The sequence below is a fragment of the uncultured Streptococcus sp. genome (assembly GCF_963521255.1).
Lineage (GTDB): Bacteria > Bacillota > Bacilli > Lactobacillales > Streptococcaceae > Streptococcus.
Genome location: NZ_CAUQTU010000010.1, coordinates 38,661 through 61,804, shown reverse-complemented (window position 1 = coordinate 61,804; position 23,144 = coordinate 38,661). Strand labels below are relative to the sequence as shown.

Annotated in this window: 32 protein-coding genes and 1 tRNA gene; 25 read left to right on the top strand and 8 right to left on the bottom strand. The window is 37.9% G+C overall.

Going from position 1 to position 23,144, the window contains the following annotated elements; all coding sequences use genetic code 11:
- The first annotated feature begins 13 nt into the window (after positions 1-13).
- The 7 genes from glmU (at position 14) to RWP09_RS07835 (ending at position 6,162) form a co-directional block, all read left to right on the top strand.
- Positions 14-1,393: a bifunctional UDP-N-acetylglucosamine diphosphorylase/glucosamine-1-phosphate N-acetyltransferase GlmU gene (gene glmU / locus RWP09_RS07865; RefSeq protein ID WP_314436184.1), complete on the top strand. Its 1,380-nt coding sequence runs from the start codon at positions 14-16 to the stop codon at positions 1,391-1,393.
- A 9-nt stretch (positions 1,394-1,402) separates the two neighbouring features.
- A complete protein-coding gene (locus RWP09_RS07860; RefSeq protein ID WP_023942735.1) occupies positions 1,403-1,948 on the top strand; it encodes an NUDIX hydrolase in 546 nt (181 codons plus the stop codon).
- Positions 1,949-1,959: 11 nt separating this feature from the next.
- Positions 1,960-2,271, top strand: coding sequence for a cell wall synthase accessory phosphoprotein MacP (macP, locus tag RWP09_RS07855; RefSeq protein ID WP_102211185.1), 312 nt, complete (start codon positions 1,960-1,962; stop codon positions 2,269-2,271).
- 16 nt (positions 2,272-2,287) lie between these two features.
- Complete coding sequence (locus tag RWP09_RS07850; RefSeq protein ID WP_314436178.1) at positions 2,288-2,980, top strand: 5'-methylthioadenosine/adenosylhomocysteine nucleosidase; 693 nt, start codon at positions 2,288-2,290, stop codon at positions 2,978-2,980.
- 76 nt (positions 2,981-3,056) lie between these two features.
- Positions 3,057-3,548, top strand: a complete 492-nt coding sequence (gene rocS / locus RWP09_RS07845) for a chromosome segregation protein RocS (protein WP_000021242.1) — start codon at positions 3,057-3,059, stop codon at positions 3,546-3,548.
- A 251-nt stretch (positions 3,549-3,799) separates the two neighbouring features.
- Positions 3,800-4,390, top strand: coding sequence for a 3'-5' exonuclease (locus RWP09_RS07840; protein ID WP_314436176.1), 591 nt, complete (start codon positions 3,800-3,802; stop codon positions 4,388-4,390).
- Between the two features lie 8 nt (positions 4,391-4,398).
- Positions 4,399-6,162 carry a glycerophosphodiester phosphodiesterase gene (locus RWP09_RS07835; RefSeq protein ID WP_314436174.1) on the top strand — a complete coding sequence of 588 codons (1,764 nt, stop codon included), beginning with the start codon at positions 4,399-4,401 and terminating at the stop codon, positions 6,160-6,162.
- A 72-nt stretch (positions 6,163-6,234) separates the two neighbouring features.
- Here RWP09_RS07835 and RWP09_RS07830 read toward each other — a convergent pair whose 3' ends face one another.
- The 6 genes from RWP09_RS07830 to RWP09_RS07810 form a co-directional block, all read right to left on the bottom strand.
- The gene (locus RWP09_RS07830; RefSeq protein ID WP_049540415.1) at positions 6,235-6,534 is read right to left on the bottom strand and encodes a YbaB/EbfC family nucleoid-associated protein; all 300 of its coding nucleotides are present in this window, start codon (positions 6,532-6,534) and stop codon (positions 6,235-6,237) included.
- 222 nt (positions 6,535-6,756) lie between these two features.
- Positions 6,757-7,809: a DUF6287 domain-containing protein gene (locus RWP09_RS07825; RefSeq protein WP_314436169.1), complete on the bottom strand. Its 1,053-nt coding sequence runs from the start codon at positions 7,807-7,809 to the stop codon at positions 6,757-6,759.
- Between the two features lie 4 nt (positions 7,810-7,813).
- Positions 7,814-8,278, bottom strand: coding sequence for a hypothetical protein (locus RWP09_RS07820; protein ID WP_314436167.1), 465 nt, complete (start codon positions 8,276-8,278; stop codon positions 7,814-7,816).
- A 33-nt stretch (positions 8,279-8,311) separates the two neighbouring features.
- Positions 8,312-8,638, bottom strand: a complete 327-nt coding sequence (locus RWP09_RS09880; protein WP_399553574.1) for a hypothetical protein — start codon at positions 8,636-8,638, stop codon at positions 8,312-8,314.
- Positions 8,632-9,225 carry a hypothetical protein gene (locus tag RWP09_RS09875; protein WP_399553573.1) on the bottom strand — a complete coding sequence of 198 codons (594 nt, stop codon included), beginning with the start codon at positions 9,223-9,225 and terminating at the stop codon, positions 8,632-8,634. Before RWP09_RS09875 ends, RWP09_RS09880 begins: the two co-directional genes overlap by 7 nt.
- Before the next feature lie 201 nt (positions 9,226-9,426).
- Positions 9,427-10,014, bottom strand: a complete 588-nt coding sequence (locus RWP09_RS07810; protein WP_314436164.1) for a recombinase family protein — start codon at positions 10,012-10,014, stop codon at positions 9,427-9,429.
- Between the two features lie 296 nt (positions 10,015-10,310).
- Between RWP09_RS07810 and efeO the strand changes: the two genes are divergently transcribed.
- The 6 genes from efeO (at position 10,311) to RWP09_RS07780 (ending at position 16,680) form a co-directional block, all read left to right on the top strand.
- The gene (efeO, locus tag RWP09_RS07805) at positions 10,311-11,183 is read left to right on the top strand and encodes an iron uptake system protein EfeO (protein WP_173307314.1); all 873 of its coding nucleotides are present in this window, start codon (positions 10,311-10,313) and stop codon (positions 11,181-11,183) included.
- A gap of 5 nt (positions 11,184-11,188) precedes the next feature.
- Positions 11,189-12,403, top strand: a complete 1,215-nt coding sequence (gene efeB / locus RWP09_RS07800; protein WP_078352025.1) for an iron uptake transporter deferrochelatase/peroxidase subunit — start codon at positions 11,189-11,191, stop codon at positions 12,401-12,403.
- Positions 12,378-14,066, top strand: a complete 1,689-nt coding sequence (locus tag RWP09_RS07795; RefSeq protein ID WP_314436154.1) for an FTR1 family protein — start codon at positions 12,378-12,380, stop codon at positions 14,064-14,066. The genes efeB and RWP09_RS07795 overlap by 26 nt, the downstream gene beginning before the upstream one ends.
- Positions 14,067-14,798 carry a twin-arginine translocase subunit TatC gene (gene tatC, locus RWP09_RS07790; protein WP_314436151.1) on the top strand — a complete coding sequence of 244 codons (732 nt, stop codon included), beginning with the start codon at positions 14,067-14,069 and terminating at the stop codon, positions 14,796-14,798.
- Entirely contained in the window at positions 14,782-14,952 is a 171-nt protein-coding gene (gene tatA, locus RWP09_RS07785) for a twin-arginine translocase TatA/TatE family subunit (protein ID WP_033688935.1), read from the top strand. Before tatC ends, tatA begins: the two co-directional genes overlap by 17 nt.
- A gap of 393 nt (positions 14,953-15,345) precedes the next feature.
- Positions 15,346-16,680 carry an Nramp family divalent metal transporter gene (locus RWP09_RS07780; RefSeq protein WP_314436147.1) on the top strand — a complete coding sequence of 445 codons (1,335 nt, stop codon included), beginning with the start codon at positions 15,346-15,348 and terminating at the stop codon, positions 16,678-16,680.
- A gap of 113 nt (positions 16,681-16,793) precedes the next feature.
- Here RWP09_RS07780 and RWP09_RS07775 read toward each other — a convergent pair whose 3' ends face one another.
- Together RWP09_RS07775 and RWP09_RS07770 are read right to left on the bottom strand one after the other, a co-directional pair.
- Positions 16,794-17,036 (bottom strand): type B 50S ribosomal protein L31, encoded by a 243-nt coding sequence (locus tag RWP09_RS07775; protein WP_000710764.1) that lies wholly within the window; start codon positions 17,034-17,036, stop codon positions 16,794-16,796.
- 95 nt (positions 17,037-17,131) lie between these two features.
- Positions 17,132-18,067 (bottom strand): bifunctional oligoribonuclease/PAP phosphatase NrnA, encoded by a 936-nt coding sequence (locus tag RWP09_RS07770; protein ID WP_314436144.1) that lies wholly within the window; start codon positions 18,065-18,067, stop codon positions 17,132-17,134.
- Positions 18,068-18,170: 103 nt separating this feature from the next.
- Between RWP09_RS07770 and RWP09_RS07765 the strand changes: the two genes are divergently transcribed.
- The 12 genes from RWP09_RS07765 (at position 18,171) to RWP09_RS07710 (ending at position 23,131) form a co-directional block, all read left to right on the top strand.
- A complete protein-coding gene (locus RWP09_RS07765; RefSeq protein WP_001162125.1) occupies positions 18,171-18,614 on the top strand; it encodes a flavodoxin in 444 nt (147 codons plus the stop codon).
- A 115-nt stretch (positions 18,615-18,729) separates the two neighbouring features.
- Positions 18,730-18,996, top strand: a complete 267-nt coding sequence (locus tag RWP09_RS07760; protein WP_314436141.1) for a chorismate mutase — start codon at positions 18,730-18,732, stop codon at positions 18,994-18,996.
- Positions 18,993-19,367: a fluoride efflux transporter CrcB gene (gene crcB / locus RWP09_RS07755; protein ID WP_314436138.1), complete on the top strand. Its 375-nt coding sequence runs from the start codon at positions 18,993-18,995 to the stop codon at positions 19,365-19,367. Before RWP09_RS07760 ends, crcB (RWP09_RS07755) begins: the two co-directional genes overlap by 4 nt.
- A complete protein-coding gene (crcB, locus tag RWP09_RS07750) occupies positions 19,361-19,690 on the top strand; it encodes a fluoride efflux transporter CrcB (protein ID WP_314436135.1) in 330 nt (109 codons plus the stop codon). The genes crcB (RWP09_RS07755) and crcB (RWP09_RS07750) overlap by 7 nt, the downstream gene beginning before the upstream one ends.
- A gap of 118 nt (positions 19,691-19,808) precedes the next feature.
- Complete coding sequence (gene rplS, locus RWP09_RS07745) at positions 19,809-20,156, top strand: 50S ribosomal protein L19 (RefSeq protein WP_001068669.1); 348 nt, start codon at positions 19,809-19,811, stop codon at positions 20,154-20,156.
- A gap of 42 nt (positions 20,157-20,198) precedes the next feature.
- A tRNA-Arg gene (locus RWP09_RS07740) sits at positions 20,199-20,270 on the top strand.
- A gap of 212 nt (positions 20,271-20,482) precedes the next feature.
- On the top strand, positions 20,483-20,716 hold the full coding sequence (locus RWP09_RS07735; RefSeq protein ID WP_314006346.1) for an Imm74 family immunity protein: 234 nt from the start codon (positions 20,483-20,485) through the stop codon (positions 20,714-20,716).
- 20 nt (positions 20,717-20,736) lie between these two features.
- Positions 20,737-21,291, top strand: coding sequence for a hypothetical protein (locus RWP09_RS07730; RefSeq protein WP_314006348.1), 555 nt, complete (start codon positions 20,737-20,739; stop codon positions 21,289-21,291).
- 70 nt (positions 21,292-21,361) lie between these two features.
- Entirely contained in the window at positions 21,362-21,784 is a 423-nt protein-coding gene (locus RWP09_RS07725; protein WP_314436121.1) for a hypothetical protein, read from the top strand.
- A 12-nt stretch (positions 21,785-21,796) separates the two neighbouring features.
- Positions 21,797-22,159 carry a hypothetical protein gene (locus RWP09_RS07720; RefSeq protein WP_314436119.1) on the top strand — a complete coding sequence of 121 codons (363 nt, stop codon included), beginning with the start codon at positions 21,797-21,799 and terminating at the stop codon, positions 22,157-22,159.
- 115 nt (positions 22,160-22,274) lie between these two features.
- Positions 22,275-22,754: a hypothetical protein gene (locus tag RWP09_RS07715; RefSeq protein WP_078352030.1), complete on the top strand. Its 480-nt coding sequence runs from the start codon at positions 22,275-22,277 to the stop codon at positions 22,752-22,754.
- 50 nt (positions 22,755-22,804) lie between these two features.
- Positions 22,805-23,131: an Imm59 family immunity protein gene (locus RWP09_RS07710; protein WP_001063608.1), complete on the top strand. Its 327-nt coding sequence runs from the start codon at positions 22,805-22,807 to the stop codon at positions 23,129-23,131.
- The last annotated feature ends 13 nt before the right edge of the window (positions 23,132-23,144 follow it).

Genomic DNA, 23,144 nt, shown 5'->3' with positions numbered 1-23,144 from the left:
AAAAGAGAAGATTATGTCAAATTATGCCATTATTTTAGCGGCGGGTAAAGGAACTCGCATGAAATCTGATTTGCCAAAAGTTTTGCACAAGGTTGCGGGTATTTCAATGCTGGAACATGTTTTCCGTAGTGTGGGAGCTATCCAACCTGAAAAGACAGTAACAGTTGTCGGACACAAGGCAGAATTGGTTGAAGAGGTCTTGGCTGGACAGACAGAATTTGTGACTCAATCTGAACAGTTAGGAACTGGTCATGCGGTTATGATGACAGAGCCTATCTTAGAAGGTTTGTCAGGTCACACCTTGGTCATTGCAGGAGATACTCCTTTAATCACTGGTGAAAGCTTGAAAAACTTGATTGATTTCCACATCAATCATAAAAATGTGGCCACTATCTTGACTGCTGAAACAGATAATCCTTTTGGCTATGGACGAATTGTTCGTAATGACAATGCTGAGGTTCTTCGTATTGTTGAGCAAAAGGATGCTACAGATTTTGAAAAACAAATCAAGGAAATCAACACTGGAACTTATGTCTTTGACAACGAGCGTTTGTTTGAGGCTTTGAAAAATATCAATACCAATAACGCTCAAGGCGAATACTATATTACAGATGTCATTGGAATTTTCCGTGAAGCTGGTGAAAAAGTTGGTGCTTATACTTTGAAAGATTTTGATGAAAGTCTTGGGGTAAATGACCGTGTGGCACTTGCGACTGCTGAAGCAGTGATGCGTCGTCGCATCAATCAACAGCACATGGTCAACGGTGTTAGCTTTGTCAATCCAGAAGCAACTTATATCGATATTGATGTTGAGATTGCTCCTGAAGTTCAAATCGAAGCCAATGTTACCTTGAAAGGGAAAACGAAAATTGGTGCTGAGACTGTTTTGACAAATGGAACTTATGTGGTGGATAGCACTATCGGAGCAGGAGCTATCATTACCAACTCTATGATTGAGGAGAGTAGTGTTGCAGACGGTGTAACTGTTGGACCATACGCCCACATTCGTCCAGGTTCAAGTCTGGGTGCCCAAGTTCATATTGGTAACTTTGTTGAGGTGAAAGGTTCTTCTATCGGCGAGAATACTAAGGCTGGTCATTTGACTTATATCGGAAACTGTGAAGTGGGAAGCAACGTTAATTTTGGTGCAGGAACCATTACAGTCAACTATGACGGCAAAAACAAATACAAGACAGTCATCGGTAACAATGTCTTTGTTGGTTCAAATTCAACCATTATTGCACCAGTTGAGTTAGGTGACAATTCCCTCGTTGGAGCTGGTTCAACTATTACTAAAGACGTGCCAGCAGATGCGATTGCTATTGGTCGTGGTCGTCAGGTCAATAAAGACGAATATGCAACTCGCCTTCCTCATCATCCTAAGAATCAGTAGGAGCCTATCATGGAATTTGAAGAAAAAACACTTAGCCGAAAAGAAATCTATCAAGGGCCAATTTTTAAACTGGTCCAAGATCAGGTTGAATTACCAGAAGGTAAAGGAACTGCCCAACGAGATTTAATTTTTCACAATGGAGCTGTCTGTGTTTTGGCTGTAACGGATGAACAAAAACTTATCTTGGTCAAGCAGTACCGCAAAGCTATCGAGGCTGTCTCTTACGAAATTCCAGCTGGAAAACTGGAAGTAGGAGAAAATACAGACCCTGTCGCAGCAGCCCTTCGTGAATTAGAGGAAGAAACAGCCTATACAGGCAAATTAGAACTCTTGTACGATTTTTATTCAGCCATTGGCTTTTGTAATGAAAAATTAAAACTATATTTAGCAAGCGATTTGAAAAAGGTGGAAAATCCGCGTCCGCAGGATGAAGATGAGACCTTGGAAGTCCTTGAAGTGAGCTTAGAAGAAGCCAAGGAATTAATCCAATCAGGTCATATCTGTGATGCCAAGACAATTATGGCTGTTCAATACTGGGAATTGCACAAAAAATAGAGGAGGTCAATATGGGTAAACCTTTATTAACGGATGAAATAATCGAAAGAGCTAATAGAGGAGAAAATATTTCAGGTCCCCCTTTGCTAGATGATGAGGAGACTAAGATTTTACCAACATCTTCTTCCCGTTTTGGTTATGCCAATCCTAAGGATCATGGATTTAGCCAGGAAACCTTGAAGATTCAGGTCGAACCGTCTATTCATAAAAGCCGTCGCATCGAAAATACCAAGAGAAATGTCTTCAATTCTAAACTGAATAAAATCTTATTCGCAGTCATCTTTCTCTTGATTTTGCTTGTCTTAGCAATGAAACTTTTGTAATAGAAAAGGAATTGAAATGAAAATAGGAATTATTGCGGCTATGCCAGAAGAACTGGCTTATTTGGTCCAGCATCTAGAAAATGCTCAGGAGCAAGTTGTTTTAGGGAATACTTATCATACAGGAACCATTGCCTCGCATGAAGTCGTTCTTGTAGAAAGTGGAATTGGTAAGGTCATGTCTGCTATGAGTGTGGCGATTTTGGCTGATCATTTCCAAGTGGATGCTTTAATTAATACGGGATCAGCTGGGGCAGTAGCAGAGGGTATTGCAGTTGGTGATGTTGTGATTGCTGACAAATTGGCTTATCATGACGTGGATGTCACAGCTTTTGGCTATGCCTATGGACAAATGGCACAACAACCGCTTTATTTCGAATCAGATAAAGCCTTTGTTGCTAAAATTCAAGAGAGTTTATCTCAATTGGACCAAAACTGGCATCTTGGTTTGATTGCTACAGGAGATAGTTTTGTTGCAGGAAATGATAAGATAAAAGCGATTAAGTCCCATTTCCCAGAAGTTTTAGCCGTTGAGATGGAAGGGGCAGCTATTACTCAGGCAGCACATGCTCTTAATCTTCCAGTTTTAGTTATTCGAGCTATGAGTGACAATGCCAATCACGAGGCCTCTATCTCATTTGATGAGTTTATTATCGAAGCTGGACGTCGCTCTGCCCAAGTTTTATTAGCCTTTTTGAAGGCCTTAGATTAAGCGAAAATTTGACAGTTTTTCTAGCTTATGATAAGATTTAAGTAAAGAAAAGCTAGAAAACGTTTCAGAGGATATTATGAGTATTGAAATGACCGTCAGTGAGATTGCAGAGGTTTTAGGATTATCTCGCCAAGCAATCAATAACCGTGTCAAAGAATTACCAGAAGAAGACACAGATAAAAACGACAAAGGGGTAACGGTAGTTACCAGAAGTGGCTTGATTAAGCTAGAAGAAATCTATAAAAAAACGATTTTTGAAGATGAGCCTGTCAGTGAAGATGTCAAGCAGCGTGAACTGATGGAGATTCTGGTTGATGAGAAGAATGCAGAAATTCTTCGTCTCTATGAACAATTAAAAGCCAAGGATCGTCAGTTATCAGAAAAAGACGAGCAGATGCGTATCAAAGACCGTCAGATTGCTGAGAAAGACAAACAACTTGATCAGCAGCAACAATTGACTCTTCAAGCCATGAAGGATCAAGAAAATCTTAAGCTAGAGCTGGACCAAGCAAAAGAAGAAGTCCAATCAACTAAGAAAGGCTTTTTTGCTCGTTTATTTGGAGGATAATCAAGGAGCTGTTTAGGTTACATGCTAACCTGATGGCTTCTTTTATTTCTAAATAGTATAGTTGCTCAATTAATACTCAATGAAAATCAAAGAGCAAACTAGGAAGCTAGCCGCAGGCTGCTCAAAGCACTGCTTTGAGGTTGTAGATAAGACTGACGAAGTCAGTTACATATATCTACGGCAAGGCGAAGCTGACGCGGTTTGAAGAGATTTTCGAAGAGTATAAAATAACAGTATAGGAGAGGTAGAAAATGGAACGATTAGAAGATTACATTGCTTTTGACTTAGAATTTAATCAGCATGAAGGGCAAACACACTTGATTCAAGTATCGGCAGTGCGTTTTAGAGATGGTCAGGAAATCGATGCCTATGATTCCTATGTTCATACCAGTGTCCCCTTAAAAAGTTTTATCAATGGTTTGACTGGGATTACAGCTGAGACCTTAAAAGATGCTCCTCCAGTGGAGGAAGTCATAAAAGAATTCCAAGAGTTTGTGGGTTCTTTACCTATAGTAGGCTACAATGCTGCTAAAAGTGATTTGCCTATTCTAGCAGAGCATGGTTTAGATTATAGCCAGCAGTATAAGGTGGATTTGTATGATGAAGCTTTTGAACGTCGGAGTTCAGATTTACATGGTATTGCCAATCTTAAATTGCAAACCGTTGCCTCGTTTCTTGGATTTCAAGGTCAGTCTCATAATAGCCTAGAGGATGCTCGTATGACAGCGCGTGTTTACGAGTCCTTTCTAGAGTCAGACCAGGCTAGAGAATTGTTAGGGGCAGAAAGTAGCCTCTCTAACAATCCTTTTGGAGGCTTGGACTTGTCTCAATTATTTGACTAGGAGTACCTATGAAACCTGAAAAACCTAAAAATCTAGGTTTTAAGCAGATATACTTTAATCTAGATAAAATACTCTTTCTTTTCTTCTTGACTTTCATGATGATTGAGTTTGTCTGGTTACCATCAAATTCTTGGATTGCTGGACTTTTACTCCGTCAGACAGGCTATCTCTTTCTTTCCTACAATAATATTTTTGCCATTATAACGGGTTCACCCTTTATTAGTCTTGCTTTATTTATTCTGGTAATTGTTAATTTACTGATCGCCTATTACCAGATAGGACTTCTCTTTATCGGAGCTCGCCATCTCCTCTACCATGAAAGGAGAACCCTGCTGGAGTACAGTCGCAAGGTCTTTCGTCAAAGTTTCTTATTTATGAGGCAAGTGACGATTTCCAAAATGACCTTTATTTTCTTTTATATCATGATTCTTTTTCCATTGATTCGAAAGATTTTAAAGATTTACTATCTAAATAAAATTGTCATTCCAGACTTTATCGTTGATTATGTGGAAGACAAGTATTGGCTGATAGGTATAGTGGTTACTATTCTGGCTTTACTTCTATTTTACATTTCAGTGCGGTTGATGTTTGCTCTACCTCAACTTCTATTTGAGAAGAAAACAGTCAAAGAGGCAGTCAGATACAGTCTAGAGAAGACAAGAAAGCACTCCTGGTTTTATACTTGGAACTTGCTTTGGATTGTCGTCAAAACCTACCTATTTTTCATTCTTTTATTGATTCCAATATTAGCAAGTCAGGCACTGATGGATGGTCTGACCCATAAGGAATCTCTTGTACTGGGAATTCTTAACTTTGTCTTGATTAAGAATTTCCACTATATGGCCTTGACTTACTTTCTCATTAAGTTTGTTTCCTTCTTAACAGGAGAAGAATTAGAAATCACACCAAGGAGAAAGAAAGACCACTGGATGAGATGGGGAGTGATGGGATGTGCTGGTATCTTTTTCGCTCTTGAGGGTTATGTTTATTTAGAAGCTCCAGTTGCAAATAAACCTTTGATTATCTCTCACAGGGGAGTATCCAATAAGAATGGTGTCCAAAATACTGTCCAATCTCTGGAAAGGACAGCCCAACTAGGTCCAGATTTTGTTGAGACGGATGTACAAGAAACAAAAGATGGCCAGTTTGTCATGATGCATGATGCCAATATCAAAAATTTGACAGGTGTTAATGCCAATCCTCAGGATCTAACTTTGAAAGAATTAACTAAACTTGATATTTCAGAAAATGGTTATCATAGCAAGGTGTCCAGTTTTGATGACTATCTCAATAAAGCCAATGAATTGCATCAAAAACTTCTTATTGAGATTAAAACCAGTCGAAAAGATAGCCCAGATATGATGAAACGCTTTATGGAAAAATATGGAACGGTTCTTAAGCAGAATGGTCACCAAATGCAATCTTTGGACTACCATGTGATTGACCAGGTTTTAGCCTACGATTCTCAAATTCCAGTCTTTTTCATCCTACCTTACAATAGTATTTTTCCAAGAACCAAGGCTACAGGTTATACCATGGAGTATTCAACCTTGGATGAAAATTTTGTCAACAAGCTTTGGAATACCGATCAGAAATTGTACGTTTGGACCATCAATAGTTCAGAGTCCTTTGATAAATCAGTTCATTTGGGAGCTGATGGCATGATAACGGATGATTTGGAAATGATTCAAGACCAGGTTACCATTGCCCAAGAAGACCCTGAGTACACGGATTTACTGTTCAAACAGGCGATGGAATTCTTTAATTTTTAGTAAGCAAAAAGAGGAACAGTTGTTCCTCCGACGATAGGCAAGTATTCTCTTGAATGCTTGTTTTTCTTATGATTAGAATGGCAATTTCCCAGCGAAAGCACCTAGTTTTTTCTTGGTAGTCTCATCGATTTGTTCAAGAGCAGAGTTGATGGCTTGAACGGTCATATCAGAAAGAGTTTCAAGGTCTTCTGGGTCAATGACAGCTGGATTGAAGTCAATGCTGACAACTTTTTTGTCACCTGTTAGGGTTGCTTGAACAAGGTCTTGAGCAGATTTGCCCACAAATTGCATAGCAGCAAGTTCAGCTTGGCTTTGTTCCATTTGTTTTTGAAGTTTTTGTGCTTGGCGCATCATGTTTTGCATGTTCATCATGGTGATTTATAGTTTCCTTTTATCTTATTTTTCCTTTTTATTTTATCAATTTTGGGGTTAAAAGTCTAATCTTTTTCATAGTGAATTCATCAAGTATTGATAGGGATGTAAAGGGAATAAAAAGATAGGATAACTATTCTAAGAGCATAAGAATATTTATCCTATATGTATTTATGAAATGTTACCAGATATTTTTTGAGCTAGTTTAAGAGTTTACTAACACTATTCTACCTTGTAGAAAAATCCCTCAGTACTACCATTGATGAGTTGGTGTCCAAACCATAAGCGGTCTTGTGTGATATCAGATGGGTCAGTATAGCCATTATCTGTAGAAGAGGTGACAGACATGGTTATAGGGATTCCTGCTGGTAAAAAGGCAATAGCTGCACCACCAGCACCACCAGCTTTAGAAAGTAAACTTGCTTTAAGATAGCGGTCGGTTTCTTTAGCATGTTCAATTGAAACTTTGGAATGATCACTTACCAAGCCATTTTTATCGAAAGTAAATTCAATACCTGTACCATTTCTCCAAGTTCCTGCGACACTAGAAAAATCTCCATTTTGAATTGCAGAAATATCTATTCCTTTACTTTCTGATGGAAGGCTTATTTCTCCATTTATGAGGCTTGTGACAGATTTCCAAGAGAAAGACCTTATGTCAAGGTAAGGTGGTTTTGTCCCCAGTCCCTCTTCTGTATCTGATTCTCTAACTAACTCTAACCGTGTTCTATCCTGATTCAACTTGTATAGTTTGACTTGGATTTGATTAGCAGATACTCGAGTAGATAATTGGAAATAGCCGTTTTCTAAAGGATTAAAATGAACGCGTTCTCCAATAAAGTCCAGATTATTTTCTGCATTGGTCAGTCGAATAACTTCACCATTTTTAAGAGTTCGAATATCTAATAAATCGTAATAGTTAGAATCCATTTTTAGAGCAATCAAAAGTTCGTCCGTACCATCTTGGTCTAAATCATACAAGCTATACTGTAATCCAGAATATTCGTTAGGATAAGTATTTTTTAAGTTTGCTTTTGAATTGACCTCTGTATGTGAAGCTGGTGAACCATCTAGTACTTTTGCATATTCTTTAAGGACAGTATTGTATAGGGTGTAGTCAGTTTTCTTCTCTTCCGATGTGGAAGTAGATGAACTGCTACTAGAAGTAGTTACTTCAGAACTTGCTGAGGGAGTGTTTTCACTCTGAGGTTGGCAAGCTGTTAGAAGAGAGATAGTTAAAATACTGGCACTGAATAGAAATAATAATTTTTTCATGTATTTAATCTTGCAATTCTAAACCTTGGGCATCTTGGTGCCATTTGCTACCAGTTTTGGAAGTTAAAACTTGAATAGTAATTATAATATTCCAAATAGCATCTGCTAGTAAAACAAATGGCATTAAAATAGGAATGATAGCTAGCAGAGTTATTCCGATACGCTTGTATCCTTGTTTAGAATTTCCGATGTAAAAATCGTAGCCACCGAGTGCTCCTAAAAAAAAGGCAAATAGGGCTGCGGCCAGTTTAGATTTATCACTCACTCCATTTGAATGTTGGCTAGAGCTAGTTGGAGATGTGTTATCTATTTTTGAAACAATATACTCATCACCGTTTTGATAAAATTCTACGTAATCACCTACTTGTGGTTCAAAACCAAAACTTTTTCTTGAAATTGCAGTAAATTGGCCATTATTACCTTTTCCAACATAAACTGTTTCATCTTCAATTTTTATCACTTTGTTCATTTAATTGTCTCCTTAATCTATTTCTATTGTATGTTAAACCCACTCACCGTTGTAATTAACACGATAGCCATCAGGGGTTGTTGTATTGATTGCTAGTGCACCAGAGCTATAAGCATAGTACCATTTACCAGATACCTTCATCCAGCCAGTTTTCATAGTGCCTGAGTCTTGAAGATAGTACCAGCTACCGTTATCTTTGACCCAACCTGTCTTCATCGCACCTGAACCGTCGAGATAGTACCAGCTACCGTCTTTTACCCAGCCAGTTTGCATCCAGCCAGAGTTGTCAAAACGATACCAAACACCATTGATTTTTTCCCAGCCATTAGTTGTATAGGAACCGTCGGCGTGTTTTACCACCAACGAGAACCAGATTGTAGCCAACTATCTGAGATATTAGAATTAGAACCTGATTGAGTTGTTGTATTCGTATTTGAATTTGTAGAAGGATTTCCGATAGTCACATCTTTTCTAACTTTAAAGACACGTTTTCTTGTATCAGTTAAGTCACCGTAAGGCGAACCAGCTTCTCCAGACATCTCCAAAATATATATTCCATCTGGAAATTGTTCTGAAACAAAAATATCACCTTTAAATTGATTGCTATAAAATAAAGGTTGTAAAAATTGATCACTGACATCTTTAGTTAAGCCACTAAAAATGACAGCATTGTGACTTTGGTACACAATTTTTCCGGTCGCTTTATCAATCAAAGTAACATTTCCCTTAGCAGCATTATCACCTCCATGTGGTAGTGGCTCTGAAAGTTTTCCTTCAAAGCTAAGTCCAAAATAATCAATTTCAACCTTTGTAATTGTTGCTTCTATTTGTTTTTCAGTACTCGTATTCTCGCTAGCTGATACTTGATTAGCTGTGATGACTCCAGTGCCAATAAGTGATAGAGCTAAGATAGTTGCAAGTGTAAATTTTTTAGTTTGTTTGTGCATTCATTTAATACTCCCTATTTTTATTTGTTGTAAAGTAATCAGTTTGTCCAAAAACCTAGACTTTTTTGGACAAACTTGATAGAATGGTAGTGTAATAATAATCGGTCAAGATGCTGGATTTTAGAACCTTTTTTCTAACGAAAATGATTCTAAAATAAAGTGTATTTCCTGTACAAAAAATCCTAGGTTTTTTGACAGGAACTATGAATTTTTTATCCAATTATGAAAGGTGCTTTTTGATACTCCTAAGATGTCTGCACCTTCTCGTAAGGTTATTTCTTTTTTCGTATATTGAGCTATCACATCAGGGAGATTATTCGGAACAAGCAATTTTGGTCTACCGAATTTTTTCCCTTTTTTCTGTGCTTCCCGTATTCCTTCCATTTGTCTTTGTTTGATTTGTTCTCTTTCAAACTGTGCCACATAAGATAGGACTTGTAAAACGATATCGGAGATTAGTTTTCCTGTGATATTATCATCGCTATTCTTTGTATTTAATAAGGGGAAATCTAAAACAGTTATATTTACTTTCTTTTTCTTAGTAATTGCTTGCCATTGTTCTAAAATTTCATCATAGTTTCTTCCCAATCTATCAATTGATTTAATAACTAATTCATCATTCTCCTTCAAGGTAGTTAATAATTTTTGATATTCTATTCTGTCAAAATCCTTTCCTGAAACATAATCAATAAAAATATTTTCTTTTGCTAATTTGTTTTCTACCAAGGCTGAAAATTGTCTATCGATATTTTGTTCTCTTGTAGATACACGAACATAGCCATAGCGCATAATAACTCTCCTTTTTACACTTATTGTAAAATATAAAAGAAGGTTAGACTTTATAAAAGAGTGATATATTCAATATTTATCAATTATCTCTTAGTTTAAGCCATGAAAAAGGTATAGAGAGTTGATCATAAAAAAGTGCTGGAATAAGGATCTTATTCACGCTAACTAGCAAATTGTAAGCTAAATATCAGTCTAAATACATTAAATTTTCTGACAATTTATTGAAAAATGAGTGAAAACATGATATAATAAAACGTAAAATTAATTCAGGTTTTCTGAACCAATAGGAGTAAACAATGAAAAAACTAGGTTTTGTCCTTTTATCTTCAGCCTTGCTATTGACAGCTTGTGCTGTTAGGTTTGAAAAATCAGCAGATACAACCGATTCGTCTAAGGTGACAGCCTTGTCTGAAGACAAGCAAAAAATGCTTGATAAGGCCACTGCTGACTATAAAACTTTTGTGCAAGAGCAAATCGATAAATTGTTGACAGATACGGAAGGCTTTGTCAAACTATTGAAAGAAGGTAAGTTAGAAGAAGCTAAGAAGGTTTATCCACTGATTCGTATGTCCTATGAGCGTTCAGAACCGATTGCCGAGAGTTTTGGTGAGTCAGATGTCAAGATTGACTTCCGTTTGGCAGACTACATGGATGAAAACAAGACAGAAGAAGGCTGGTCAGGCTTCCACCGTATCGAACGTATCCTTTGGGAAGACAATACAACCAAAGGAACTGAAAGCTATGGTGATCAGTTGGTCAATGACATCAAAGAATTGAAAGCTAAGATTGCAACTGTAGATGTGGATTACAAGGTTATGTTGACTGGAGCAGTTGACTTGCTTAACGAAGTAGCGACAAGTAAGATTACAGGTGAAGAGGAAATTTATTCTCACACAGACTTGTATGACTTCCGTGCCAATATTGAGGGAGCTGAGAAGATTTTCCAACTCTTTAAACCTTTACTTGAAAAATCAGACGCTAACCTAGTTAAAGAATTGGAAGCAGATTTCAAGTCTGTTAATAGCTTGTTGGACAAACACATGACAGATAAGGAACACTACAAACTCTATACTGATTTGACAAAAGAAGATACCAAAGAATTGTCAGAAGCTGTGACAAAACTTGGTGAACCTCTATCACAAATGGGTAAATTTCTTAGTGGAGAATAAGAGTCATGACTGAAAAAGACGAAAAGTTTTTTGATAAGAAAATGGACCGTCGAGAATTTCTAAAAAAAGCAGGGATTGGAGGGGCTGGTTTAGCGCTAGGATTCTCTGGTGCTTCTGCTTTTTTCGCACCTAAGCTTGGGAATCAGGAAAAAATCTCGTACGGAAATGAAAAAATTGCTTTTTATGGCAAGCATCAAGCTGGGATTAGTACGCCCATGCAAAAGAATATCTATTTTGTTGTCTTGGATTTGCATACGACGGATAGAGATAAGATTATCCAGCTATTCAAGGATTGGACGGATTATAGTGCCAAGTTGGTTGAGGGGGAACTGGTCAAAAAAGATGGCCAGAATGCTCTCTTGCCTCCGAGCGATACTGGTGAGACAGTTGGGCTTAATCCTCATCGCTTGACGCTGACTTTTGGTGTGTCTGCCAGTTTCTTGAAAAAGATGAACTTAGAAAGCAAGCGTCCTCAAGTGTTCAGAGATTTACCGCCTTTTCCTAAAGAGCAATTACGTGAAAAATATACAGGTGGAGATATTGTGATTCAGGCTTGTGCAGATGATGAGCAAGTTGCCTTTCACGCTATTCGCAATCTCATACGTAAGGGGAGAAATGCAGTGACCCTTCGCTGGAGTCAATCTGGTTTTGCAGCTATCGGAGATCGAATGGAGACTCCGCGTAACCTCTTTGGTTTTAAAGATGGAACAGCAAATCCAACCAAGGAGAAAGATTTTGACCGCGTCATCTGGGCTGATAGTAAGGACTGGATGGAAAATGGATCTTATATGGCAGTTCGTCGGATTCAGATGTTTTTAGAGACCTGGGACCGCACTAGTCTCGAAGAACAAGAAAATACCTTTGGTCGTTACAAGGAAAGTGGTGCCCCCTTTGGTAAGAAAAATGAGTTTGATGAAGTGGATTTGAGTCTTTTGCCAGATGATTCGCATGTTCGTTTGGCTAAGGAAGTAGACAAGCCCCTTTTGCGTCGTTCTTATTCTTACTCTGATGGAATTGATGAAAAGACTGGTCAGTTTGATACAGGCTTGCTCTTCATTTCTTTCCAGAAGGATCCAGATAACTTTGTCAAGGTTCAAACCAATCTAGGTGCTACTGATAAGATGAATGAATACATCACTCACATCGGTAGTGGACTTTTTGCTTGCTTTGGTGGTGTGGAGAAAGGAGGCTACATTGGTCAGAAATTACTGGAAGGCTAAAAGCTGGTTACTTGTTTTAGTTTTGTCATTTTTAATTCTTTCTCCAGTAGGTGCCCAAGAAAGCTTGAGTTCTTACTTTGTAAAAATCACGGATGCTTCTAAAGCGGTCAAAAATGGCAATCAGTCTGAGGCTAAGAAACTCGTTCAGGAGATGGTATCAGACTTCGAAAGAGTAGAAAATAAGGATTCTGATGCTGGTAAGATTGTTAAGGAAAAGTTAGTACAATCAGGAGAGATTACTGAAGACAAACTTACCGAACTTTCTTCAGCCCTATTAACTTTTGAAAAAGAACAAAATCCTGTTAACTTAGATGCGGAAAAAGAAAAATTGGTAAACCGTCTAAGTCCTCGTTTTGAAGTCTTAGAGCAGGCCATTGCCTCCAAAGATTTGGAAAAGGTCCGAGAAGCTTTTAAGAAAATGAATTCGACTTGGACTATCAATGAAAGTGTGGTTCGTGACAATAGTATGGCCCATTATGGACGTGTTGAAACAGCTATTTCTTTCTTGCGTAGTAGTATGGAAACCGAGCCTACAGACTTTAACTCCATCCAGAATTCCTTCGAGGACTTAAAAAAGGCTATTGATGATTTTGTAACTGGAAAAGAAGTAGTAGAAACATCTTCGGATTTGACTCTCAAAGACGGCATTGCCCTTTTGACAAAGGCTTTGGAACAATTCCAAGCTGGTGACCAAGCATCAGGAGCAGCCAGTATGAAGGAATTCATCACTATCTGGCCAACGATTGAAGGTTCTGTTAGCACGACCAATCCTTCCCTCTATACACGAGTGGAGAGTGAAAGCCCTGTGATTATGGTCAAGGGAAGTGAGAAGGAATACCGAGAAAAATTAGAAAAACTGATTGCAGATTTATCACAAATTGATACTAGCGCACGTTACAATGCCTTTGATGCCATGCTGATTCTCCTAAGAGAAGGGGTAGAGGCTCTCTTAATCGTTATGGCCTTGGTGACGACCTTGAAAGCAGCCAAGATGCGTAAAGGGCTCAAGTGGGTTTATGCTGGTGCTATCACAGGAATTATGGCCAGTCTTGTCATTGCTTTCATCCTGCAAATAGCCTTTCCAGCAGTAACATCAGGCTCCAATCGTGAAATAATCGAAGGATCAGTGGGGATTTTTGCAGTAGCAATGATGATTTTGATTGGAATCTGGCTTCACAGCAAATCCTCGGTCAAAAAATGGAATGCCTTTATGGAGTCACAAATGGAAACAGTGACCAAAACAGGCTCCTTTATTTCCATGTTTACCCTCAGTTTCCTAGCTGTTTTCCGTGAGGGAGCAGAAACCATTCTCTTTTATGTTGGGATTTTACCAAGAATTTCCAGCTTTGAATTTGTCTTGGGCATTTCACTTGCCTTGCTGATTTTGGTAATTATTGCCGTTGTGATGAACAAGGCCAGTCAATTCTTCTTGCCACATAAGGTCTTCTTTATCTTGACTTGGATGATTTATGCTTTGGCATTCAAGATGCTGGGAGTTAGTATCCATGCTCTTCAGTTGACCAATATGGCGCCAAATCACTTGTTGACAGGATTTCCAACGATCGACTTACTTGGAATTTACCCAAGTTGGGAAGGTTTAGCCAGCCAGCTAGTCTTTGTCATTATTGTCTTGATTGTCACTTTCAGACAGGGTGAAAAATAGATGGATAGAAAAGAATTGACAATCGTTGAACATCTGGTAGAATTTAGAAAGAGATTATTGGCAGTGGTCATTTGTTTCTTCTTGGTATTCTGTGTTTCTCTGCTTTTTGCAGACCAGATTTACCAGTATGTGACCCAATCTTTTCAGCAAAAGTTGATTGTTTTAGGCCCTAATGATATTTTATGGATATACATACGTTTGGCTAGTCTGATGGCCTTTACTATCACCTTACCTTACACGGTGTATCATATTTGGTCTTTCATCAAACCTGGTCTGAAGAAAGAAGAAGCTAGAGCTATTTTTGCCTATATTCCAGCTAGTTTCCTTTGTTTTCTAGTTGGACTGGCTTTTGGTTTTTACTTTGTAACACCAGCCTTACTTCAGGTTTTATTAGGGCTAGGAGAAGGACTATTTGAGACGCAGTTAACCGCCCAAAATTATCTGTCCTTTGTTTTTCAAACGACCTTGCCTTTGGCTCTGATTTTTGAATTGCCAGTTATCATTGCCTTTTTGACGTCGATTGGACTCATTGGGCCAGAATTATTGACCGCTTATCGCCGATACGCCTATTTTATCTTATTGGTACTTGCAGTCATCTTGACACCAGCCGATTTTGTCAGCGATTTGGCAATGACTGCCCCCCTGATTTTACTCTATGAATTGAGTATTGCTATCAGCAAATACATTATAAAACGCAAGCAGAAAGGAGAGAGAAATGGGAATCTTACGTGATATCGGAGCACCAGGATTGATTATCATCGTTTTAGGAGCTCTCTTGATCTTTGGACCAAAACGATTGCCTGAACTAGGCGAGTCAATCGGTAAAATGCTATCTGAATTTAAAAAAGCAGTTAAAGGAACTGAAAGTCAAGATAAGGAAGAGTAAGACTTATCTAATAAAAAACTTTGTACTCTAGAAACCATTGTGTAGCTATCGAGAGTGCAAAGTTTTTTTTAACTATCATGCTTTCCTTAAGAAACATTCCAAAATTTGATATAATAAGGATGAATTGGAAATAGGAAATTATTTTCATTATATTTTCAAAACTCCATTAATAAAATAGGCAAAGACAAGATTAGAAAGTAAAGTTAGAAGTTTGATTTATTGAGTATTAAAAAATTAACCAATGTTAATAATTGTTTTAAGTTCACCTAATTTTTAAAGACTTTGTGGCATTTTTATGATATAATAAGAGTGAGTTGAGAAAGTTAGGAACCATTTTAAAATCTATTTTTCAACATCATATCAAAAGAGAAGATTAGAAAGAGGTAGCTATGTATGTCTTCTTATGAAAAGGTCTCACTTTCTGAGATTAATCAGTCTATTGATACTCCAAATAATAATCATTTTTGGCAAAATCTAAAAGTATTCTTGGGCCCCGGAGCTCTTGTAGCAGTTGGCTATATGGATCCTGGAAACTGGATTACCAGTGTGGTTGGAGGTGCTTCCTATAAGTATAGTCTTTTATTTGTTATTTTGATTTCATCCATCATCGCCATGCAGTTACAACAGATGTCTGGAAAGCTCGGTATGGTGACTAGGATGGATCTAGCGCAGGCAACAGCCTATCATGCCCCCAAGTGGCTCCGCTATAGTCTATGGGTAATTGTAGAATTAGCTCTAATGGCGACAGATTTGGCTGAAGTTTTAGGATCAGCGATTGCCTTAAATCTTTTGTTTAAAATACCGATTATGGTCGCGATACTTCTAACCGTTTTAGATGTATTTCTTTTGCTTTTATTGATGAAATTTGGCTTCAAGAAGATTGAAGCTGTTGTGACGACACTTATCTTAACCATATTAGGAATTTTTTCTTATCTGGTGGCTTTATCTAATCCAAGTATGCAGGGGATTTTTGGTGGCTATTTACCGACTTCGACTTTATTTGAAAGTCCCTTGCCAGGACATGAGAGTCAACTGACTTTGGCTTTAGGGATTGTGGGAGCGACAGTTATGCCTCATAATCTTTATCTCCATTCCTCTCTATCTCAAACAAGGAAAATCAATTACAAAGATAAGAAGGATGTCCGAAAAGCTGTTCGCTTTATGACCTGGGATTCAAATCTTCAGTTGTCTCTAGCCTTTGTTGTTAATTCCTTGCTTCTTATTTTAGGGGCCTCCCTCTTTTTTGGCCATGCGTCTGAAATTTCAGCTTTTTCTCAAATGTACAATGCTTTACAGGATTCGACAATAGCAGGAGCGATAGCCAGTTCAAGCCTCTCCACTTTGTTTGCTTTGGCACTTTTAGCAAGTGGTCAAAATTCTACTATTACAGGTACTTTGACTGGACAGATTGTTATGGAAGGTTTCTTGCATATGAAATTACCACAGTGGATTATTCGTATCGGTACACGGATTTTTGCCTTGCTCCCTGTGATTATAGTCGCTGTTTTGTTTGGGCATCAAGAAAAGACCTTAGATCAGTTATTGGTCTATTCACAGGTCTTTCTTTCAATCGCTCTTCCGTTTTCAATCTTCCCTCTGATTTATCTGACCTCTAAGAAGTCAGTGATGGGAGAATTTACCAATGCCAAGTGGAATACAATCCTAGGCTACGTAGTTTCAATCATCTTGACCATTCTCAATATCAAGCTTCTTTTCGATATTTTTTAACCCCATTTGAAATCAATTATAGTGTCAGCGTGACGGTTGACAAATAGAAAGTAGTAGTGATTGGTTCATAAAAAGAAGAAAAAAAGAACAGTTGAAACTGTTCTTTTTTATCATTATTTGAGACCGTATTTTTTGTTGAAACGATCTACGCGTCCATCTGCTTGAGTGAACTTTTGACGTCCAGTGTAGAATGGGTGTGAGTCTGATGAAATTTCCACACGGATCAATGGGTAAGTTTCGCCTTCGAACTCAACTGTTTCGTTAGAGCGTTTTGTTGAACCGCTAAGGAATTGGTAACCAGTAGTTGTGTCCATGAAGACAACTGGGCGATATTCTGGATGGATATCTTTTTTCATTTTGCAATATTTCCTTTCTGCCATGGTCTCTTTGCGAGCCATAGATTGTTACTATACTAGTCTATCAGATTCTGAAAAGTTTGGCAAGTATTTTATCAGTTTTTAAGCAAGTTTTTTAACTTTTGATAGATGATTTCGTTTTCTTCTAGGCTATAGGAATTAGCACCACTTGCTAGAGGGTGGCCTCCACCATCATGTTCCTTGGCAATTTCATTGATAGGATGGATTTTACTGCGTAAGCGAACACGGTAGTGACCATCAGCCTGCTCCACAAAAATTCCCCAGAGGTTGACACTGTCAATGCGTCCAGGTGCACCGACAATGGCTGCAGTTTCAGCATCGGTTACATTGAATTGTTTCAAGACTTCCTGACTCAGGATAACGCGAGCTGCACCATTTTCATCCACTTCCAGATGGTCGTAGATGTAGCCTTGAAGTTTTGCAATTTTGTAGCTCATAGTATCCATTTTGCGAGTGAGAGTTGCAAAGTCAAAGTTATGTTCTCTCAAATAAGCAGCAAGGCGGAGGGTCCGTGCAGTGGTAGAAGGGTAGAGGAATCGACCTGTATCACCGACAATTCCTGCAAAGAGCAACTCAGCAGCGCGATCTGACAAGGCCAGTTGGGTTGTTTGGGCAAATAGGGTAATCATCTCACTAGCGCTGCTTGAACTAGTATCCACCCAAGATAGGTCACCATATACATCATCATTTGGATGATGGTCAATCTTAATGAGAAAATCACCTTGACTATAGCGCTTATCATCGATACGAGCAGTGTTAGCCGTATCACAGACGATGACAAGGGCGCCTTGGTAGGCACTATCTTCAACAAGATCCATTTCCGCCATCCAAGTAAGAGTTGGTTCATCAAAACCAACGGCTTTGATGGTTTTTTCTGGGAAATGATGTTTGAGAAGAGCTTTCAATCCCACCTGACTTCCCAAGGCATCAGGATCTGGTTTCATATGACGGTGAATGATAATCGTGTCGTATTCTTTGATTTTTTCTAAAATTTGATGGCAAATTTCCATAGATAACCTCAATTCTTTCTCATTTCATTGTAGCACAAGAATTTTTATTTTTAAAATGAAAAAGATGTGATATAATGGAGAAAGATAAATTGAGGAGGACGATATGGCATTAGCAAAAATTGTATTTGCCAGTATGACCGGTAATACCGAAGAAATTGCAGATATTGTAGCAGACAAATTACGCGACTTGGGCTTGGATGTTGATGTTGATGAATGTACAACTGTTGACGCTTCAGACTTCTTGGAAGCAGACATCGCTATCGTTGCGACCTATACTTATGGTGATGGTGAATTGCCAGATGAGATGATGGACTTCTACGAAGACCTAGCAGATCTCAACTTGAATGGCAAAATCTACGGAGTGGTCGGCTCAGGAGATACCTTCTACGATGAATTCTGTAAGGCGGTAGATGACTTTGATCGCGTTTTTGTAGCGACAGGAGCAGAAAAAGGTTCAGAGTGTGTTAAAGTTGATCTTTCTGCTGAGGAAGAAGACATTGAACGCTTGGAACAATTCGCAGAAGAATTGGCTGCTAAGGTAGGATAAGCATAAACGTGCGCTGATGCAATCAATCAGTGCATTTTTCTTACCGTGACTTGGGATTTTACTAGCCTATTTGGTGGCTTTTTGATACAATAATTCAAATAAAGGAGGAGATTGTATGGATTTAAAGAGTATTCGGCAAGAGATTGATCAAATCGACGACCAAATTGTCAAACTGTTAGAAGAAAGAATGCATTTAGTTGAAGGGGTTGTCGCTTATAAGAAGGCTTCAGGGAAACCGATTTTAGATACCAAGAGAGAAGCAGTTATTTTTGAAAAGGTCAGAAATCGTGTAGAGGACAAGCGCTATCAGGAGACTATTGTCGCAACATTTTCGGACATACTCAAACGTTCGCGTGATTATCAGGATCAAAATATCAAATGAAAAAAGAACAATTTTATCCGCTAGGAATTTTTCTAGCTGCTATGTTGGGTGGATTGGTTCGCTACCTGGTTTCTACTTGGTTACCAGCCAGTCCTGACTTTCCTTGGGGCACCCTTCTTGTTAACTATCTAGGCATTTTCTGCTTGATTTACCTTGTCAAGGGATATCTAGTCTATAAGGGAACCAGTAAGGGCTTGGTTTTAGCACTGGGTACAGGTTTTTGTGGAGGTTTGACAACCTTTTCCAGTCTAATGCTTGATGCTGTAAAATTACTGGATACAGGGCGTTATCTTAGTTTAGCCCTGTATTTGCTTTTGAGTATCGGTGGAGGCTTACTCTTGGCTTATTTTCTAGGGAGGAAGAAATGGTAATCGTCTATCTTGCAATTGCTTGTGGTTTAGGAGCGCTCGTACGGTATTTCTTTTCCCGCTATAACCAAGTTTCAAACTTGCCACTAGGAACTTTGATCGCAAATCTGTTGGGGTGTTTTTTGATTGGACTTTTCTATAATCATGTGGAATCTAAGGAAGTTTATGCTATTTTAGCGACGGGTTTTTGTGGAGGTTTAACAACCTTCTCTACCTTGAATGACGAACTCCAAAGACTGTTAAGTGATAAGAAGGTATTTTATTCTTATTTAGCTTTGACCTACCTAGGTGGTTTGATTGCGATTTTTTTAGGAATTCTGCTATAAATTTCTTTACTTTTATCTAGAAATTTGGTAAACTGTATCTTGTGTGTAATGGACGCACAAAAATACAGTTTATCCGCTGAGGAAGGTTCCTCAAGATTGACAAAGATAGGAGAATAAAATGAATCCATTAATCCAAAGCTTGACTGAAGGTCAACTTCGTACAGATATCCCATCATTCCGTCCTGGTGACACTGTTCGTGTACACGCGAAAGTTGTCGAAGGTAACCGTGAACGTATCCAGATTTTTGAAGGTGTTGTTATCGCACGTAAAGGTGCTGGCATCTCAGAAAACTACACAGTTCGTAAAATCTCTAACGGTGTAGGTGTTGAGCGTATCTTCCCAATCCACACTCCACGTGTTGAAAAGATTGAAGTTGTTCGTTACGGTAAAGTACGTCGTGCGAAATTGTACTACTTGCGTGCTCTTCAAGGTAAGGCAGCTCGTATCAAAGAAATCCGTCGTTAATTCGACTAAAAAACTCTGCTCATTCAGCAGAGTTTTTATCTAGCTCCCTTAGTTCAATGGATATAACAACTCCCTCCTAAGGAGTAGTTGCTGGTTCGATTCCGGCAGGGGGCAATAGTTCAATCGAAAAAGCACTGAATGATCAGTGTTTTTTTCTTGTCCTAAAATGGAAACCATTTCAGATGAAAATGGAGGTGTGGTATAATAGGAGAAAGTATAAGTGCTTATTTGGAGGGGAATTTCTCTCCTTATTATGGGGTTGGATTGAGTATTAGGATTTAGATTCCTAAGAAGAATAATGATGTTTTAGTAAAGAAGGAAATAGAATGAAAATTTCTGGGACAAGCGGTAACATTACTTTTGACTATGAAAATGGCTATGTTTTAAAAGCAGAGGGAGAACTGCTGACTGATAATAGTTTTCTTGTATATAGGTCAAGTATACAGAATTGGGAGCCACCTTACAATCACATTCCTATCACACAGAACGAGATAGATAAACTTGTCGAGGAAGTGGATTCCATGATGACTGAGCAAACAATACAGATTGAATTTATTTGAGTTAGACTAGGAGAAGGATGATGAAAATCGATTACAGTGACCGGATGGTCATATGGGAGTGGGATGGTTCTGTAATAAAGATAGAACTACCAGATATCATTCATGCGGAATATAATAAAGATGAGAACATTGTTATCGTCTATAGTGGAGAAAACTTTGTAAGCAAAATCATTTTCTACTTTAGTTTAGAAGGAAAATTGTTAGGGAAACAAAATCTACTAGAAGGAACCCTAGATTGGAATCATAATGGGAAGCATCAGGTTATTTTTCAACATTTACATCATCTTTGCTTTAACCCTAACAATCAGCGTATCTTCAGTATATGTCGCTCATCAAGCAATTTTGATATACCATCAGAATTAGAGATTTATAATTTAGAAGGTGAAAAAATGGATCAAATTGAATCTCCTGCAGGATTTACTATGTTATATATTTCTGAGATAAGTAAGAAGAAACTGAGAATTGTATGCGAGGCTCTTAAAGAGGATTGTTTTGATAAATCTGGTCGAAGTGATTTCTATTTTAATTTAGATTTAGAAACTAGAAAATGGGTAAAAGAAGGCGTAGCCTATTGATGAAGAGAAATAGAAACCTGATTTTTACGATATTTTGGTTGAGAGAAGAATTTATACTAGGAGAAAACAAATGAAACCAACAAAACTACAATGGGAAGATGTTATCCAGTTCAAAGAAGTTAAAGGATACGGGAAATCCATCTGGAGAAATGAGGACAAGTATTATTTGGTTTTAGAAGAAGGGACCATAGCTTCTTGGTTAGTTGTCTATGATTTACCCCAGGAATTATTCTCCCTATTAGATAGTGGAGAGAGATCACTAGTCGAAGTATCTTGGAAGATTCAGAACGATTGTTGGCCACCGACGGAAGAAGAAAAGAACGAAATTAGAAAAGATAGAGCTAGAAAAAAGCCAATTGTGCTGATTTCCAACCGTAAAAATCAGTTGCTTTTTAGTAATAAAGAACTTGAAAAACTTATTCCCCAAGCTGAACAACAATGGATAGAATCAATGGGCAAACTTCCAGATGATTATGTATCGCCACTTAAGTAAAAGAGGTATAGAATGAAATCAACAAAACTAGAATGGGAAGATGTTATTAAGTTTGAAGAAGTTAAAGGATACGGGAAATCCATCTGGAGAAATGAGGACAAGTATTATTTAGTTTTTGAAGAAGGAACCGTGGCTTCTTGGTTAGCAGTCTATGATTTACCAAATGAATTATTTACCTTACTAGAGAGTGGAGAACGGACTCTACTTGAAATATCTTGCAAGGTTAAATACGATTATTGGCCACCGAACGTGACACAAGAAGAAGCTGATAGAAATTTCCTGAGGCAATATCCAGAAGCTTTAAGAGGAAATCCTAAAGCGCAAGGCTTATTCACAAAGGCCGAACTGGAAGAAATATTTACCCGAAGGTGCTGAAATTCTAGCGAGTAGCGATTAAAAAGCGGAAACTAATCTTAATAAAAACAAAATGGTAAATTTTGCAGAGAACGAACTAAGTCTCTTCGAAATTGGAGATAAGAGAGATTATCAAATGAAAAATTACAGAAAACTCTTGTTAGAAGCTATCCAAGCTGGCAATGTTGCAGGGATTTTGAGAGGTGAAAAAAGATATCGCATAGATCCTCCGACCTCTGTACCAGATCTTTTTCCGACTGATATTTGCCAAGTATTAGCTGAGTATTTCTACAAGCAGAATGATATTGATAAGATTCAAGATATATTAGAAGGCGATCTTATAGAGTTATCGCAGCGTTCTGCTGTTGATTTGTATATTTCGGTTTTGTTTTTTGATGCAATCCTTTTTATGCAAGAAAAAAATATAGCTAGTTTTACAATCCATACGTCGACAGTTGCCCAAGCAATTGCTAAAGGAATTAAGGATTATCAAGAGGAATTGAACGACAGCATCACTTTCCCAAACGGTCTTGTTAAAATAAAACCAATGAACCAGCTGGAAAGATTGAATCAAAAATATCAAAAAAATGAACGTTTTTCCATTATTGAGAAATAGTGATGGGACTTGTAACACTCTATAGATAAACTGTTAATTGGGACAATAATATGAATAATAATTTGAATTTAGATTTGTTAAAACAAGATGTAGAAAAAGAAATCAGAGAAAAAGGCTTTGAAAATCTTTATTATGCTCTATTTGATGAACATAGTAGTCAACTTTGGGCCATACATCTATACTATCGAGATGGGAAGTTTATGGTAAATAGTCGAGACGACCGGACCTATATAATGGGGAAAACAAGGGAGTTTGACAATTTTGAAGAGGCAAAACTATTTTTTCTTAATTTAATGGAGTCTTTTATCGAAATGAACAGATATTTTGTACAGAATGGAGATTCACCCTACTATTCATGTAGTTTGTGGGATAAATAAGGAGGTCAAGCAA

What these genes read in the sequence shown, in the direction of transcription:
- RWP09_RS07860 (WP_023942735.1), top strand. Translation starts at nt 1,403, where the DNA reads ATGGAATTTGAAGAAAAAACACTTAGCCGAAAAGAAATCTATCAAGGG.
- RWP09_RS07825 (WP_314436169.1), bottom strand. Translation starts at nt 7,809, where the DNA reads ATGAAAAAATTATTATTTCTATTCAGTGCCAGTATTTTAACTATCTCT.
- RWP09_RS07770 (WP_314436144.1), bottom strand. Translation starts at nt 18,067, where the DNA reads ATGGAAATTTGCCATCAAATTTTAGAAAAAATCAAAGAATACGACACG.
- RWP09_RS07775 (WP_000710764.1), bottom strand. Translation starts at nt 17,036, where the DNA reads ATGAAAAAAGATATCCATCCAGAATATCGCCCAGTTGTCTTCATGGAC.
- RWP09_RS07715 (WP_078352030.1), top strand. Translation starts at nt 22,275, where the DNA reads ATGAAAAATTACAGAAAACTCTTGTTAGAAGCTATCCAAGCTGGCAAT.
- RWP09_RS07835 (WP_314436174.1), top strand. Translation starts at nt 4,399, where the DNA reads ATGAAACCTGAAAAACCTAAAAATCTAGGTTTTAAGCAGATATACTTT.
- rocS (WP_000021242.1), top strand. Translation starts at nt 3,057, where the DNA reads ATGAGTATTGAAATGACCGTCAGTGAGATTGCAGAGGTTTTAGGATTA.
- efeO (WP_173307314.1), top strand. Translation starts at nt 10,311, where the DNA reads ATGAAAAAACTAGGTTTTGTCCTTTTATCTTCAGCCTTGCTATTGACA.
- RWP09_RS07720 (WP_314436119.1), top strand. Translation starts at nt 21,797, where the DNA reads ATGAAATCAACAAAACTAGAATGGGAAGATGTTATTAAGTTTGAAGAA.
- RWP09_RS07735 (WP_314006346.1), top strand. Translation starts at nt 20,483, where the DNA reads ATGAAAATTTCTGGGACAAGCGGTAACATTACTTTTGACTATGAAAAT.
- rplS (WP_001068669.1), top strand. Translation starts at nt 19,809, where the DNA reads ATGAATCCATTAATCCAAAGCTTGACTGAAGGTCAACTTCGTACAGAT.
- RWP09_RS07810 (WP_314436164.1), bottom strand. Translation starts at nt 10,014, where the DNA reads ATGCGCTATGGCTATGTTCGTGTATCTACAAGAGAACAAAATATCGAT.
- crcB (WP_314436135.1), top strand. Translation starts at nt 19,361, where the DNA reads ATGGTAATCGTCTATCTTGCAATTGCTTGTGGTTTAGGAGCGCTCGTA.
- tatA (WP_033688935.1), top strand. Translation starts at nt 14,782, where the DNA reads ATGGGAATCTTACGTGATATCGGAGCACCAGGATTGATTATCATCGTT.
- RWP09_RS07850 (WP_314436178.1), top strand. Translation starts at nt 2,288, where the DNA reads ATGAAAATAGGAATTATTGCGGCTATGCCAGAAGAACTGGCTTATTTG.
- RWP09_RS07710 (WP_001063608.1), top strand. Translation starts at nt 22,805, where the DNA reads ATGAATAATAATTTGAATTTAGATTTGTTAAAACAAGATGTAGAAAAA.
- RWP09_RS07760 (WP_314436141.1), top strand. Translation starts at nt 18,730, where the DNA reads ATGGATTTAAAGAGTATTCGGCAAGAGATTGATCAAATCGACGACCAA.
- macP (WP_102211185.1), top strand. Translation starts at nt 1,960, where the DNA reads ATGGGTAAACCTTTATTAACGGATGAAATAATCGAAAGAGCTAATAGA.
- crcB (WP_314436138.1), top strand. Translation starts at nt 18,993, where the DNA reads ATGAAAAAAGAACAATTTTATCCGCTAGGAATTTTTCTAGCTGCTATG.
- RWP09_RS07830 (WP_049540415.1), bottom strand. Translation starts at nt 6,534, where the DNA reads ATGATGAACATGCAAAACATGATGCGCCAAGCACAAAAACTTCAAAAA.
- RWP09_RS07820 (WP_314436167.1), bottom strand. Translation starts at nt 8,278, where the DNA reads ATGAACAAAGTGATAAAAATTGAAGATGAAACAGTTTATGTTGGAAAA.
- RWP09_RS07730 (WP_314006348.1), top strand. Translation starts at nt 20,737, where the DNA reads ATGAAAATCGATTACAGTGACCGGATGGTCATATGGGAGTGGGATGGT.
- RWP09_RS07840 (WP_314436176.1), top strand. Translation starts at nt 3,800, where the DNA reads ATGGAACGATTAGAAGATTACATTGCTTTTGACTTAGAATTTAATCAG.
- RWP09_RS07780 (WP_314436147.1), top strand. Translation starts at nt 15,346, where the DNA reads ATGTCTTCTTATGAAAAGGTCTCACTTTCTGAGATTAATCAGTCTATT.
- RWP09_RS07765 (WP_001162125.1), top strand. Translation starts at nt 18,171, where the DNA reads ATGGCATTAGCAAAAATTGTATTTGCCAGTATGACCGGTAATACCGAA.
- RWP09_RS09875 (WP_399553573.1), bottom strand. Translation starts at nt 9,225, where the DNA reads ATGCACAAACAAACTAAAAAATTTACACTTGCAACTATCTTAGCTCTA.
- RWP09_RS07725 (WP_314436121.1), top strand. Translation starts at nt 21,362, where the DNA reads ATGAAACCAACAAAACTACAATGGGAAGATGTTATCCAGTTCAAAGAA.
- efeB (WP_078352025.1), top strand. Translation starts at nt 11,189, where the DNA reads ATGACTGAAAAAGACGAAAAGTTTTTTGATAAGAAAATGGACCGTCGA.
- glmU (WP_314436184.1), top strand. Translation starts at nt 14, where the DNA reads ATGTCAAATTATGCCATTATTTTAGCGGCGGGTAAAGGAACTCGCATG.
- tatC (WP_314436151.1), top strand. Translation starts at nt 14,067, where the DNA reads ATGGATAGAAAAGAATTGACAATCGTTGAACATCTGGTAGAATTTAGA.